Origin of the sequence: Winogradskyella pacifica (assembly GCF_003386275.1) — a bacterium.
Lineage (GTDB): Bacteria > Bacteroidota > Bacteroidia > Flavobacteriales > Flavobacteriaceae > Winogradskyella > Winogradskyella pacifica.
Map to the genome: position 1 here is coordinate 16,352 of NZ_QREI01000009.1, position 13,500 is coordinate 29,851.

Consider the following 13,500-nt stretch of genomic DNA (forward strand, 5'->3'; position numbering starts at 1 on the left):
ATCACAAAAATACAAAGTAGGAGACGTATTTTGTGGTTATTTTTGATTAATTTGCAACATATTTATACAGGTTAATGGAGCTTCAAGACTATATAATAAATGATATTAAACCGCTAGGTATAACTGATAAAGTAGGTGATTTAAAACTACTCTTTAATCAGTTAACGTACTCTCATATTCCTATTGAAAATGATGGGGTTTATATGGGGTGCATTTCTGAAACTGACGCTCATTGTTTTGAGGGGGCTAAAACTATTGGGGATTGCAACTATGCTATTGAAGGTTTTTTTGTGAGACCTACCACGATTTGGTTAGATGTGTTAGAAGCATTTGCTCAAAACGACTCTAATATAATGCCTATATTAGATCAAAACAATAAATACATCGGTTATTACGAGTTAAATGACATTATACATTTGTTTAATGAAACACCCTTTTTCGCTGAACCAGGTGGTATTCTAATTGTGGAAAAAGGTATTAACGATTATTCATTTAGTGAAATCAGCCAGATTGTAGAATCTAACGACTCTAAACTTCTAGGTGCTTTTGTTTCTAAAATGGAAGGTGATTTAGCAAGAGTAACTTTAAAAATAAGTAATACTAGTCTTAATGAAATTATTCAATCGTTTAGACGCTACAGTTATAATATTGTTTCTGGGCATGAAGACGATTCTTATCTCGAAACGCTAAAGGAACGTTCGCAATATCTCGATAAATACCTAAACATGTAATGAAGAAGGTAGCAATTTACGGTCAGAATTATACCAAAGAGACTACACAAATAGCGGTTGAAAAACTAATAGATGTTTTAATAGAAAAGCAAGCCCAAGTGTTTATAGAACGCGAGTTTTTGGATACTCAAAAAGCGATTGTAAAAGATAATACTGAAGTAACGACGTTTAGTGAGTTAGATACAACTTTTGATTTATTAATTAGCGTTGGTGGTGATGGTACTATTTTAAGAGCTATTACATACGTGGGTGATTTAGGTATACCAGTCGTTGGGATCAATACAGGGCGCTTAGGTTTTTTAGCAACCATACAAATCGATGATATACAAACCGCATTAACAGAAATTTTTAATGGAGATTATAAAATTTCAGAACGTTCATTGTTAAGTGTTTCAACAGATCCAAAACATCAAGATATTGTAAATACGCATTTCGCACTAAATGAAATCGCTATAAGTCGAAAAAATACGACGTCCATGATAACAATAGAAACGCATCTCAACGATGAGTTCTTAACATCATATTGGGCAGATGGTCTTATCTTGTCAACACCTACAGGGTCTACGGGGTATTCTTTAAGTTGTGGTGGACCAGTAATTGCGCCAGATGCTAAGAATTTTGCATTGACTCCAATAGCTCCACATAATTTAAGTGCGCGACCGTTAATTCTTCCAGATAACACAACAGTAACACTTAGAGTTAATGGTAGGGAAGATCAATTTTTAATGTCGTTAGACTCTAGGATTGTAACACTTTCTAATACGACTACGGTTACCGTGAAAAAGGCGGATTTTGTTATAAAAATGGTAGAATTATTAGATGAAACTTTTCTTGCTACGCTTAGAAAAAAATTACTTTGGGGAGAAGATCGTCGTAACTAAACCAAGTTTATACAATAATTACTTTCAAAAACTGTTTATCTGTAAGACTATTTGTGTCAAATTATTGTGCACAAATCAGAATTGTTATATTTGCAAACTTTGAAAACTCTATGAAGTATTTTTTTCTGCTTTTATTATGTGCTTTTATCCCCAGGAATGTTGATGCTCAGATTTATGAGGTTGGCGTATTTGCAGGCGGAAGTAATTTTATTGGAGATGTTGGAGCTACGGATTATATCTCTCCAAATCAGGCAGCATTTGGTGTTTTAGCAAAATGGAACCGAAGTGCGAGACATTCATTTAGGGCTTCAGTTATTTTTTCTGACTTAAAAGGAATTGATCGCGATTCTGATGACCCAAGAAGAATAGAACGCGATTACGAATTTGATACTAGCATAATTGAGATTTCAGCAGGTATGGAATTTACATTTTTTGATTTCGATCTTCATGCTATTGATACAAAGGGGACTCCTTATTTATATTCTGGAATTACACTTACAAATCACGATAATTATTATTTTACAAACAGTGGTGAGTATGTTTCAGAAGACACATCTAGTTGGGCGCTTGGGATTCCTATAGTGCTAGGTTATAAAACACGTATTGCTGATCAGTTTGTTTTAGCTGGAGAAATTGGAGCGCGTTATACATTTTCTGACGAATTGGATGGAAGTACACCTGATTCTGAAGATAGAGAAAGCTTCGCTTTTGGAAATACAAATAATACAGATTGGTATATGTTTACAGGAATTACCTTAACTTACACCTTTGGTCGAAGACCTTGTTACTGCAATTTTTAAATGAGCTTAAAAGAACAAATAAATAAAGAGAAACTTCCTGCCCATCTAGCAATTATTATGGATGGTAATGGTCGTTGGGCAAAACAACAAGGGTTGATGCGTGTTGTTGGTCATGAAAATGGAACAAAATCTGTTAGACAAACGGTTGAAGCTTGTGCAGAGTTAGGGATTAAGAACCTAACGCTTTATGCTTTTTCTACAGAAAACTGGAACAGACCTAAACTAGAGGTGCAAACCTTAATGCGACTGTTAGTAAAGTCTCTAAAGAAAGAAATTAAAACATTTCAAGAGAATAATATTAAATTATGTGCTATTGGGAATCTAAACGATTTACCTAAAAAAGCGCATCAAGAACTCTTAGGAGTTATAGAAAAAACTAAAAATAATTCTAATATGACATTAACTTTAGCCTTAAGCTATGGTTCTCGTGAAGAAATTGTTAATGTTATTAAAGAATTGTCGGTTAAAGTTAAAAATAATATAATTTCTTCTGAAAGTATTGACGAATCAATTATTAATAAGCATCTTTACACGCAAAATTTACCAGACGTTGACCTGCTTATTCGCACAAGTGGTGAGCAACGTATCAGTAATTTTTTACTATGGCAAATAGCCTACGCAGAACTATATTTTACAGATGTTTTATGGCCAGATTTTTCAAAAGAAAATCTATATGAGGCACTCATAAACTATCAAAACAGAGAACGAAGATTTGGAAAAACAAGCGAACAACTTACCTAATACCGCAATATTGAAGTCATATATTAAGCTTTTTTGTGTTGCATTCCTCTTTACAATTTCATTTAGCAGTTACGCTCAAGTAGAGGGAGGAGAAACTTATTTAATTAAGGAGATTAATGTTACTGGTAACACTAATTTTAGTGCACAAACTATTATTGCCTATTCTAAACTTAGAAAGGATGAAGAAATTCAAGTTGGTGGTGAGAAAATCGCCAACGCAGTAAAGACATTGTGGAAATCTAACTTATTTAGTAGTATAGATATTTATATAACTGATATAGATGGTAAGAATGCAAACTTAGAGATACATCTTAGTGATTTGCCAGAACTTAAAGATCTTACAATAGAAGGAGTTAAGAAAGGGAAAAAGGAGGAAATTATTGACGAGAACAAACTTAAGTCTGGTCAGAAAGTTACAGAAAACCTTATCGCAACAACTAAGAACTACCTTACTAATAAGTATAGAAAAAAGGGGTTTTTAAATACAGATGTTAGGATTATCACATCAGAAGTTATTGACTCGGTAGAGAAAGAACGTGTTAACATGCGTATTGCTATTGATAAAGGTGAAAAAGTAAAGATTAAGACCATTAATTTTGAAGGCAACGAAAAGATAGTGGATAAGAAGCTTCGTAAAGCGATGAAGAACACGAAGCAAAAGAACTTCATTCGAATCTTAAAACGTTCTAAATATATTGAAGACGATTTTAGAGAAGATTTAATAAGTGTTGTAGATTATTATAAAGAGAACGGTTACCGTGATGCCAGAATTATATCAGACTCTATTTCTTATTTAGATGAAAAAACAATTAGTTTAGATATTAAGGTAGAAGAAGGTGAGCAATATACTTTTGGTAAAATTACTTTTGTTGGTAATACCATCTATTCAGATCAGCAATTATCTAACCTACTAGGTATAAAAGAAGGTGATACTTATAATGGTGTAGAATTGAGAGAACGTATCGCGGATGACAGTAATCCAGATGCAAATGATATTACAAATGCCTACCAAAACTTCGGTTATATGTTCTCTACGATTAACCCTGTAGAAGTAAGTGCAGAAGGGAATATCATAGATATGGAAATCCGTATTTCTGAAGGTAAACCAGCTTATTATAACAATATCACTGTAGTCGGTAATGATGTTACTAATGACCATGTTATCTATAGAGAGATTAGAACACGTCCGGGAGAATTATACAGAAAGTCTGATATTATTAGAACAATTAGAGAACTTGGACAGTTAGGTTATTTTGATGCACAACAAATTGTACCAGATATTAAAAATCCAAATCCGGTAGATGGAACTCTAGACGTAGAATACGCTTTAGTAGAGCAAGGTTCTAGTCAAATACAACTGCAAGGTGGTTATGGTGGCGGTGGCTTTATTGGTACCTTAGGTTTGTCATTCAATAACTTTTCAATAAAAAATATTTTTAATGGAGAGGCGTATAAGCCAGTGCCAAGAGGAGATGGTCAAAGTTTAGCATTGAGACTTCAGGCAAGTCAGTTTTTTCAAACTTATAGTTTCTCTTTTAGTGAGCCATGGTTTGGTGGTAAAAAACCATATCAATTATCATCGTCATTGTCACATTCGAGACAATTTTTATACGATTCTAGTACAGGAAGTGCGGATAAAGATAAAAGCTTTAATATTACAGGTTTAACCTTTGGTGTTTCAACACGATTAGCAGAACCAGATGATTACTTTCTATTGTCTCAGGCTATCAGTTACCAGCACTATGACCTTCAAAATTATAACACAGGTTTATTTACTTTTGGAGATGGTACCTCAAATAACTTATCATATACAATTGGTTTAAGTAGAAGTGACGTTTATAATGATCCTATTTTCCCAACTGGTGGTTCTAGTTTTTCTGTTTCGGCTAAATTTTCATTCCCATACTCATTAGTAAATGGAGTAGATTATAGTGAATTAAAAGACGATAGAGCTGATCAAAGCGAAACGATTAGTGATTATCAAAATAATTCTAATCCTAGCTTACAGGAAACTGCAGCTTACAACGATGCACAATCAAGAATAGCAGAAATTGACCAAGAACGTTTTAAATGGCTCGAATTTTATAAGATTAAATTTAAAGCAGATTGGTACCAAGCATTAACCAAAAAGTTAGTTTTACGTCCTAGCGTAGAATTTGGTTTCCTTGGAGCTTATAATAATGATAGAGGAGTTATTCCTTTTGAAAGGTTCTTTGTTGGTGGTGATGGTTTAGGTAACTTTTCATTAGACGGAAGAGAAGTTGTTCAATTACGTGGTTATCCTAATCAATCATTATCGTCTCAAGATGGTGGTTCAATTTATAGTAAGTTCTCATTAGAGTTACGTTATCCTATTACTTTAGGTGCACAAGCTAAAATATATGCACTTTCATTTTTAGAAGCAGGTACGTCTGTAAATGACTTTAAAGATTATGATCCATTTAAACTTCAGAGATCTGCAGGTTTTGGATTACGTATATTTATGCCAGCCTTTGGTTTACTTGGTATAGATTTCGGTCATGCATTTGATGAATCTCCTTATGGGACAGCAGTTAAAAATTGGGAAACGCACTTCATAATTGGTCAACAATTTTAAGTTTGGCACGATATTTTCTAATAGCTAAACAAGAATTTCATCATGTTGTTAAAATTTTTAAGAATATATTTCGTTAAATTTGAAGATTAGTAACACTAAAATGATAACACATTGAGTTTTACAAAAAAAATGTCTCAAAACATAAAAACAAAAATGATGAAATTTAAAGTTCTTTTTTTATTAATAATAATAAGCCTTGTTAGTTTTAGTGTAAATGCACAGCGTGGCGTAAGAATTGGTTACATTGATACTGAGTACATTTTACAAAATGTGCCAGAATATCAAGAAGCATCTTCTCAGTTAGATAAAAAGGTGCAAGATTGGAAGTCTGAAATTGAAACCAAATTAAATGTTATAGCGCAAAAAAAGAAAGAGCTAGATAATGAAAGCGTTCTTTTAACCAAGGAGTTGTATGATGAACGTTTTGAGGACATCACTTTTGAAGAAGCTGAGGTTTTAGATTATCAACAAAAACGTTTTGGACCTGAAGGAGATTTAATGATTCAAAAGCGTCAGTTAATTGAGCCTATCCAAGATCAGATTTTTGCAGCTGTACAAGAAATAGCAGAAACTAAAAGTTACGATTTTGTTTTTGATAAATCTGCAGATGTTGTAATGTTGTATTCGGCTGAACGTTATGATATGAGTGAGCAAGTTTTAAGAACTATAACACGTACGTCTAAACGATCGCAAGCTAAAAGCAAGAAGGAACGTCAAGAATTAGAAGACGAGGAAGTAGTACCTGTTGTAGATACAGGTAAAGATGCGCGTCAGCAGGCATTAGAGGATCTTAAAGCAAAGCGTGAAAAAGAATTAGCAGATAAGCGAGCAGAACGCGAAAAGGCAACGGAAGATAGACGTGCAGCTCAACAAGCATTGAGAGATGCTAAGAAAAAGGAAGCTGAAGAGCGTCGTCAAAAAGTAATTGATGAGAAGAATAAAAGATCTGAATCTTCACAGGAAGCTAAAACGGTTGTCAAAGATAGTACAACTAAAACGGCACCTGTAGTTAAAACAGATAGTACTAAAGCACAAGGAGCAGTACAAAAAGATAGTATCAATTCTAAAACACCTTTAACAGCTGCAGAAATAGCAGCAGCCGAACGCGCTCAAAAATTAAAGGATAGAGAAGCGCGTCAAAAAGAATTAGAGGATAGAAAAAAGAAAATAATAGAGCAACGTTTAAAAGCACGTGAAGAGCGTGAAAGACAAGTAAAGAAGAATGATTCTATTGCTAAGGCAAAGAAAAACGAAGACAATAATTAACAATTTATAACACGTAATACAATTAAAATCAAATGAAAAATTTAAAAACTTTATTATTTGCAGCAGTACTTTTTATAGGAGCTACAAGTTTAACTTCTGCTCAAAGCAATGTTGCACATATTAATAAGCAAGACTTAATTAAAGCAATGCCTGCTTACGCTCAAGCTCAAACTGAGATTGATAAATTGAGTAAAACTTATGAAGCTACGATTCAGACATCATTAAAGGAGTTAGACGTTAAACTTAAGCAGTATAATGCTGAAGCTGAAACGCAAACAGAGCAAACCAATATGGATCGTATGAAGGAAGTTGAAGGTATCAAACAAAGTTTAGGTGAGTACCAACAACAAGCTCAAAAAGATTTACAAGAGAAAGAATTTAATCTTTTAAAGCCTATTGTAGAGAAAGCAGATAAAGCGATCAATACAGTTGCTAAAGCACAAGGTATTCAGTATGTTTTTGACGCAGCAATGCTGATTGTTAAAGATGGTAAAGATCTTATGGCAGATGTTAAAAAGCAATTAGGAATGTAATCCTATTTAAAAATAATTATTTAGAAAGTCGCTTATTATTAAGCGACTTTTTATTTTTGTATACATGAGTAATAATCCTATTGGCATATTTGATTCTGGAATTGGAGGTACATCTATCTTTAAGGAGATTCACGCGCTATTGCCAAATGAGAATTGTATCTATTTAGCGGATAGCAAAAACGCACCTTATGGCAACTTATCAGAAGAGGAAATAGTCCTATTAAGCGTTAAGAATACCGAATTTCTTATTAATAAAGGTTGTAAAATTATTGTGGTGGCTTGTAATACAGCTACTACAAATGCAATAGATTATCTAAGACAAAATTATGATATTCCATTTATTGGCATTGAACCGGCTATAAAACCAGCGGCTTTAAATACACAAACCAAAGCTATTGGTATTCTCGCAACCAAAGGCACTTTAAGCAGTCAGCTTTTTCATAAAACTACTGACTTATATTCTAAGGACATTAAAATTATAGAACAAGTAGGTGAAGGTATTGTACCGCTAATTGAAACCGGTCAAATTGATTCTAAAGAAATGCAGTCTTATTTAGATATCTATTTAGAGCCTATGTTAAAGCAGAATATAGATTACTTGGTTCTAGGATGCACGCATTATCCTTACCTCATTCCTATGCTTACTAAAATGCTTCCTAAGCATGTAAAAATTATTGATTCAGGTAGGGCAGTTGCAAAACAGACCCAAACTGTATTAATAGCACTTGGTTTACTTAATGATTCTGGTAATCAACCCATAATTCAACTATTCTCTAATGGAGATATTACGGTTTTAAATTCAATTTTAGATTATAATTTTGAGGGGTCTTATTTAGATTTCTAGTAAGGTTTTCTGTTTACTATCTACTAATGCATTATGAAACGCTAGATTTAAAGGCGTTATCTGATAAAGGACTTATAAATGGCGAAGCGCATTAATAGTCTTAAACATAAAGATGCATACATGAAATTACTATTTGTTTATAATGCTAACTCAGGTAAACTGAATGCTTTGTTTGAATCAGGACACAAGTTAATAAGTCCGTCCACGTATAAATGTTCTTTATGTGCATTAACGCATAATACTTTTACAGAAAACAACATCTGGAAGAATTTTAGAACACAAAGTGAGGTCTACATGGAATTCTATCACAAGGATGAGTTTGAAACTACCTTTCCTAATGTTAATATGATTTATCCAACGATTTTAAAATTAGAAGATCAGCAAATTTCAACAGTTCTAAATTCTGAAGCTTTAAAAGCGCTGTCTACTATTGAAGATTTAATTGAGCGATTGAAGTTTCAACTTTAAGTGTTTAACATGGTTTACTCTTTAGTCCTTAAACCAACTAGAATATTCTACATAGTTATCTGCAATTCTATCAATTTCACCAGAGATTAATTCTTTGCTAATAGCCTTGACTTTTTTGGCTGGTACACCGGCATAAATACTTCCGGATTCTACCAGAGTGTTTTTGGTTAGTACTGCTCCTGCAGCAATGATACTATTGCTTTCTATAATACAATCGTCCATTATAATACTTCCCATACCAACGAGCACATTGTCTTTTATGGTACAACCGTGTACTATAGCGTTATGTCCTATAGAAACATTATTGCCAATGGTTGTAGGCGATTTAAGATACGTAGCATGGATAACTGCACCATCTTGTATATTTACCTTGTTCCCCATTTTTATAAAGTGCACATCACCTCTAATTACGGCATTAAACCATATGCTACATTGTTTTCCTATTGTGACGTCTCCAACTATAGTTGCATTTTCTGCGATGTAGCAATCCTCTGAGATTTGAGGGTGTTTTCCTCTAACGGCTTTTATTATTGGCATAAATTATGGGTTTAATGAGTTCTATAGTTTTTCAAGATAAAATGAAAATCTATAATAATCAGAATTTTGTGTATAAAAAAAGAGCAGCAAAAATTGCTACTCTTTAGTATTACGTTATATAAATATAATGTTTATATATTTTCAGCGTCTCTTAAACCTTGAATGTATTCAGCTTTCTGAACTTCTCTTCTTCTCTTAACAGAAGGTTTTGCGAAATAACGCTTCTCTCTTAAGTTTTGCATAATTTGCACATTTCTGTGTTTACGCTTGTAACGCTTAAGTGCACGTTCTATATTTTCTCCTTCTTTGATTTCGATTTTAATCATTATATCGATATATTTTTGTTAACTATTTCTTGCAAATGGTCGGCAAATATATGCTAACTATTTGAAAATAAAAAATTAATTCAATGTTTTAGAAATTTATTTTTAACCTAAGTATGTTTTTAAGATTTTACTCTTGCTCGCATGCCTTAATCTTCGAATTCCTTTTTCTCTAATTTGTCTTACACGCTCACGAGTTAAATCGTAAATACTACCTATTTCTTCAAGTGTCATTGGTGGTTGATCTCCAATTCCGAAATTTAAACGAATCACGTCACTTTCCTTTTGGGTTAGTGTTTCTAGAGCACGTTCAACTTCTGTGTTTAAAGACTCTTTCATTAAAGCCATGTCGGGTCTTGGTGATTCACCAGAACTTACAACATCATACAAACTAAACGTTTCTCCATCTTTTAATGGTGCATCCATAGAAAGGTGACGACCAGAATTTTTCATAGATTGTTTTACTTCACGAACACTAATATCTAATTCGCGAGCAATCTCATCTGCATTTGGAGGTCTTTGATTAATTTGTTCTAAATGAGAAAATGCTTTATTAATCTTATTTATGGTACCAATTTTATTTAATGGTAGCCTAACAATACGCGACTGTTCTGCTAACGCTTGTAAAATAGCTTGTCTAATCCACCAAACAGCATAAGAAATAAACTTAAAACCTCTAGTTTCATCAAAACGCTTAGCTGCTTTTACTAAACCAGCATTACCTTCATTAATTAAATCGGGTAACTTTAAACCTTGATTTTGGTATTGCTTTGCAACTGAAACAACGAACCTAAGGTTAGACGTTGTTAATTTATCTAATGCAGCCTGATCACCTTTTCGAATGAGCTGTGCTAGCTCGACTTCTTCATCTGCAGTAATCAAAGGAATTTTACTAATATCCTGTAAATATTTATCTAACGATTTATCTTCTCTGTTAGTAACCTGCTTGGTGATTTTTAATTGCCTCATGTATTCTTTTGAAATTTAGTGAACCTTCAATGTAATCTAATTATTAAGAAAAGCAAATAAATGTGTAATTATTAACATAATTTGGGAGAAATGGAGTACTTTTTCAGTTCGTACTTTAATTTTGAGTCGAATCCGTCTCTTTTTTAGTTTCAGTTTTTTTCTTTCCACCTAATAGTCCTCCCAGTATATTACCGACTCCTTCTTTAACTTTGTCTTCCGTTGTTTGTTTGGTTGTATCTTCTTTTGTGGCGTCTTCTTTTGTTGTGGTAGAATCTGTTTTAGTAGTGTTTGTGTTTCCACCTAAAAGTCCACTTAGCAAATCACTAACCTTATCTTTTCCTTTCCCAATTAATTTTTGCTTTTCAATTTCAACCAATTGTTTGGTTAAATTAGTAACTCCAGAGGTTAAATCTGTTTTTATACTAGGACTCGCAAATGTGCCTCCAATGTTTGCAGTAACAGGAACGGTTAGCTTATTCACTTCGTTATCATTAATCTTACCAATTAAACGATTCACCTCACTCCCTAAGTACTTCGCTGGGACTTGTAAAACGGCACTGTAATTCATAGTGTTTGAAAAACTATGAGAACCCGAAACTTCAATAGGAATATCTTTATAATTAATTGTAAATGGTTTTACAGAAACACTACCATTCTCAAAAGTTAGATTCGTTTTAATGTCTTTTAAATCTAATTTACTAAAATCAATAAAATCTAATTTGCTATCTAAGCTAGTAAGCAAAGGACTGTTGCTTGTGTCTACTTTGTCTGTTAAAATCTCAGCCAAAGCACTTCCAGACATCGTTGTTAAATCTGGAGAAAAGCTTTCGTCTAAAAATCCGCTGATATCAATAGTAGAATTTAATTTTCCTTGTAATACTTGTGCGATAGGTGCTAAAGCCTTCAGCATTTCTAAATCTTTGAAGGATTGTGATATGTCAAAGTTTTGCATTCCTAATTTCATGTCGAAACTTGGTTTTGCAGATTTCGTAGAAACATTACCAGAAATACCCAATTGACCATTAAAAATATCTGTAGTCATGTTTTTAAGACTAGCTGTTTGGTCTTTTATTACCAACTGCCCTTTTACATTTTTTAAATTCAGATTATCATAAATCACCGTTTTAGCGTTAGCCGTAATGGTACAATCTAAAAATGCAGGAATCTTAAGGGATTCAGCTGCAGCCGTGTTTTCATTTGTTTTAGTTGAAGATTCCGTTGTTGTCGTAGAGGTATCTTCAGACATAAAATCTGAAAGGGCAAACGTATTAGAATTCAAATTAAAATTACCTTCTAAGTTTTTATCACTTAGCATAAAACCTAGTAAATTATTAATGGTTCCTGTAGCCGTGAAATCACTTTTGCCTGTTTGGGCATCAAAACTATTTAAGCTTACTGTACCTGGCTTAAAGGTTAAGTCTGCTTTGTTGATTTGAATAGGATTTAAAATGTCATCAGAAGAAAATACAAAATTAGATAAGGACACACTTCCAACGTTTTTAATACGTTGGTACGCGTTGGTTTCAATAGCATCCATATCAAAAGAAGTGCTAACGTTTGCCTTTAAAATTCCACTCAACTCATTTTCTAATTCAACAGGATAAGCTTTAGTGATGTTTGCTAAATTTAAAACACCATCTAATTTAGCCGCTACCAACATGTTTTTGGTGAGGTTTTTTATAGACGCTTCAGATTTAAAAATATCTTCATCAATTTGAAAATTCAGTTTGTTAATATTTACAAACGTATCATCTACATTACCAGTTGTATTTTTTATAGAGGCATCAATCGCAATATTTCGAACGCTTTTTGGAAGGTCAGGGAATTTGAATGATGCATTACTCGAATTTAGATTAATATCTAAGGTCGGAATTGTTTCATCCGAAACCAATCCTTTTATAATACCATTAACCGTAAAGTTCCCAGTGGTGGTTACGTTTTCAATATCCTTAGCATAAGCCTTCGGAATTATAGCCAAGAAATCTTTGAATGAGGCTTCAGGGTTTTTAAAGGTAATATCTATTTGTTGTCCGGCTTCCACCAACTGTACATAACCATCAAATTCTAAGGGTAAAGCATTGATGTATCCTTTGTTTTCTTTAAACGTATATTTTTGTTGGTCTAAATCTAGATCTATAAGCGCGTCTAATTTAATACTGTTATTACTTAAGTATTCTGTGCTATCCATAGCAAAAGTAACATTAGCTTCTGTGTGAGTATCTAATTCAGATTTACCGCCAGAAAAGATACCTGTTCCTTTATGGTTAATTTCAGTAAGATAAAACGCCATGTTAGACGTGTCATCAATATAAGTGAAGGCACTGTTGTTAAGTTCGTAATTGTCGATATCAAAACTAAAACCACTAGAGCTTTCTGTTTCTACAGGAGCAGATTCAGTATCGCTTTCTTTTACAATATCATAATTTACAGCACCTGTTTTATTGGTTTTTATAACCAAAAGTAGCTCATTAGCTATTATTTCATTGACTTCAAGAGGTTCTTCTGTGCCTTGTAATAGTTGCATAATACCCATTTCAAAAGACAATGACTTTGCCGTGGCTAAGGTTTCACCTTCAAAAGGGGCACGATTTATGATTTTTAAGTTATCGACACTTATTGCAGCTTTAGGAAAACTACTAATAAGACTCAGGCTTATATCATCAAAAGTTAATTCGGCGTTTAGGTTTTCATCTGCATAGTTCTGAACAATAGTATCTATTTTAGATTCTAAAAAAAATGGTATTGCAATAAGTATCGCAATAAAAAAGAGTAAAATGATTCCAACAATTTTGAGGACTTTCTTCATAATTA

The 13,500-nt window shown here is 33.0% G+C and carries 13 protein-coding genes; 9 read left to right on the plus strand and 4 right to left on the minus strand.

From position 1 onward, the window contains the following. The first annotated feature begins 74 nt into the window (after positions 1–74). From DFQ09_RS15885 to DFQ09_RS15925, 9 genes are all read left to right on the plus strand, one after another. Positions 75–731, plus strand: a complete 657-nt coding sequence (locus tag DFQ09_RS15885) for a CBS domain-containing protein (protein WP_115812100.1) — start codon at positions 75–77, stop codon at positions 729–731. Next, on the plus strand, positions 731–1,612 hold the full coding sequence (locus tag DFQ09_RS15890) for an NAD kinase (RefSeq protein ID WP_115812102.1): 882 nt from the start codon (positions 731–733) through the stop codon (positions 1,610–1,612). Before DFQ09_RS15885 ends, DFQ09_RS15890 begins: the two co-directional genes overlap by 1 nt. Positions 1,613–1,722: 110 nt before the next feature. Further along, on the plus strand, positions 1,723–2,412 hold the full coding sequence (gene porG, locus DFQ09_RS15895; RefSeq protein ID WP_115812104.1) for a type IX secretion system protein PorG: 690 nt from the start codon (positions 1,723–1,725) through the stop codon (positions 2,410–2,412). After that, complete coding sequence (locus DFQ09_RS15900) at positions 2,413–3,153, plus strand: isoprenyl transferase (protein ID WP_115812106.1); 741 nt, start codon at positions 2,413–2,415, stop codon at positions 3,151–3,153. It abuts the gene before it with no gap. Then, positions 3,125–5,749 carry an outer membrane protein assembly factor BamA gene (gene bamA / locus DFQ09_RS15905; protein ID WP_115812108.1) on the plus strand — a complete coding sequence of 875 codons (2,625 nt, stop codon included), beginning with the start codon at positions 3,125–3,127 and terminating at the stop codon, positions 5,747–5,749. Before DFQ09_RS15900 ends, bamA begins: the two co-directional genes overlap by 29 nt. Positions 5,750–5,902: 153 nt before the next feature. Further along, positions 5,903–7,015 carry an OmpH family outer membrane protein gene (locus tag DFQ09_RS15910; RefSeq protein ID WP_317124908.1) on the plus strand — a complete coding sequence of 371 codons (1,113 nt, stop codon included), beginning with the start codon at positions 5,903–5,905 and terminating at the stop codon, positions 7,013–7,015. 32 nt (positions 7,016–7,047) lie between these two features. Further along, the gene (locus DFQ09_RS15915; RefSeq protein WP_115812110.1) at positions 7,048–7,548 is read left to right on the plus strand and encodes an OmpH family outer membrane protein; all 501 of its coding nucleotides are present in this window, start codon (positions 7,048–7,050) and stop codon (positions 7,546–7,548) included. A 64-nt stretch (positions 7,549–7,612) separates the two neighbouring features. Then, on the plus strand, positions 7,613–8,392 hold the full coding sequence (gene murI / locus DFQ09_RS15920) for a glutamate racemase (RefSeq protein ID WP_115812112.1): 780 nt from the start codon (positions 7,613–7,615) through the stop codon (positions 8,390–8,392). A 78-nt stretch (positions 8,393–8,470) separates the two neighbouring features. Further along, positions 8,471–8,860, plus strand: coding sequence for a GTPase (locus DFQ09_RS15925; protein WP_245940377.1), 390 nt, complete (start codon positions 8,471–8,473; stop codon positions 8,858–8,860). A 21-nt stretch (positions 8,861–8,881) separates the two neighbouring features. On the opposite strand, the gene DFQ09_RS15930 is transcribed toward DFQ09_RS15925, so the two are convergent. From DFQ09_RS15930 to DFQ09_RS15945, 4 genes are all read right to left on the minus strand, one after another. Further along, positions 8,882–9,397 carry a gamma carbonic anhydrase family protein gene (locus tag DFQ09_RS15930; RefSeq protein ID WP_115812114.1) on the minus strand — a complete coding sequence of 172 codons (516 nt, stop codon included), beginning with the start codon at positions 9,395–9,397 and terminating at the stop codon, positions 8,882–8,884. 131 nt (positions 9,398–9,528) lie between these two features. Continuing rightward, on the minus strand, positions 9,529–9,723 hold the full coding sequence (gene rpsU / locus DFQ09_RS15935; protein ID WP_020895559.1) for a 30S ribosomal protein S21: 195 nt from the start codon (positions 9,721–9,723) through the stop codon (positions 9,529–9,531). Positions 9,724–9,825: 102 nt separating this feature from the next. Next, positions 9,826–10,689: a sigma-70 family RNA polymerase sigma factor gene (locus DFQ09_RS15940; RefSeq protein WP_020895558.1), complete on the minus strand. Its 864-nt coding sequence runs from the start codon at positions 10,687–10,689 to the stop codon at positions 9,826–9,828. A gap of 115 nt (positions 10,690–10,804) precedes the next feature. Beyond that, positions 10,805–13,495: an AsmA-like C-terminal region-containing protein gene (locus DFQ09_RS15945; protein ID WP_115812116.1), complete on the minus strand. Its 2,691-nt coding sequence runs from the start codon at positions 13,493–13,495 to the stop codon at positions 10,805–10,807. Positions 13,496–13,500 lie beyond the last annotated feature (5 nt).

What these genes read in the sequence shown, in the direction of transcription:
- DFQ09_RS15910 (WP_317124908.1), top strand. Translation starts at nt 5,903, where the DNA reads ATGATGAAATTTAAAGTTCTTTTTTTATTAATAATAATAAGCCTTGTT.
- rpsU (WP_020895559.1), bottom strand. Translation starts at nt 9,723, where the DNA reads ATGATTAAAATCGAAATCAAAGAAGGAGAAAATATAGAACGTGCACTT.
- porG (WP_115812104.1), top strand. Translation starts at nt 1,723, where the DNA reads ATGAAGTATTTTTTTCTGCTTTTATTATGTGCTTTTATCCCCAGGAAT.
- DFQ09_RS15930 (WP_115812114.1), bottom strand. Translation starts at nt 9,397, where the DNA reads ATGCCAATAATAAAAGCCGTTAGAGGAAAACACCCTCAAATCTCAGAG.
- DFQ09_RS15885 (WP_115812100.1), top strand. Translation starts at nt 75, where the DNA reads ATGGAGCTTCAAGACTATATAATAAATGATATTAAACCGCTAGGTATA.
- DFQ09_RS15890 (WP_115812102.1), top strand. Translation starts at nt 731, where the DNA reads ATGAAGAAGGTAGCAATTTACGGTCAGAATTATACCAAAGAGACTACA.
- DFQ09_RS15900 (WP_115812106.1), top strand. Translation starts at nt 2,413, where the DNA reads ATGAGCTTAAAAGAACAAATAAATAAAGAGAAACTTCCTGCCCATCTA.
- DFQ09_RS15940 (WP_020895558.1), bottom strand. Translation starts at nt 10,689, where the DNA reads ATGAGGCAATTAAAAATCACCAAGCAGGTTACTAACAGAGAAGATAAA.
- DFQ09_RS15915 (WP_115812110.1), top strand. Translation starts at nt 7,048, where the DNA reads ATGAAAAATTTAAAAACTTTATTATTTGCAGCAGTACTTTTTATAGGA.
- DFQ09_RS15925 (WP_245940377.1), top strand. Translation starts at nt 8,471, where the DNA reads ATGGCGAAGCGCATTAATAGTCTTAAACATAAAGATGCATACATGAAA.
- murI (WP_115812112.1), top strand. Translation starts at nt 7,613, where the DNA reads ATGAGTAATAATCCTATTGGCATATTTGATTCTGGAATTGGAGGTACA.
- DFQ09_RS15945 (WP_115812116.1), bottom strand. Translation starts at nt 13,495, where the DNA reads ATGAAGAAAGTCCTCAAAATTGTTGGAATCATTTTACTCTTTTTTATT.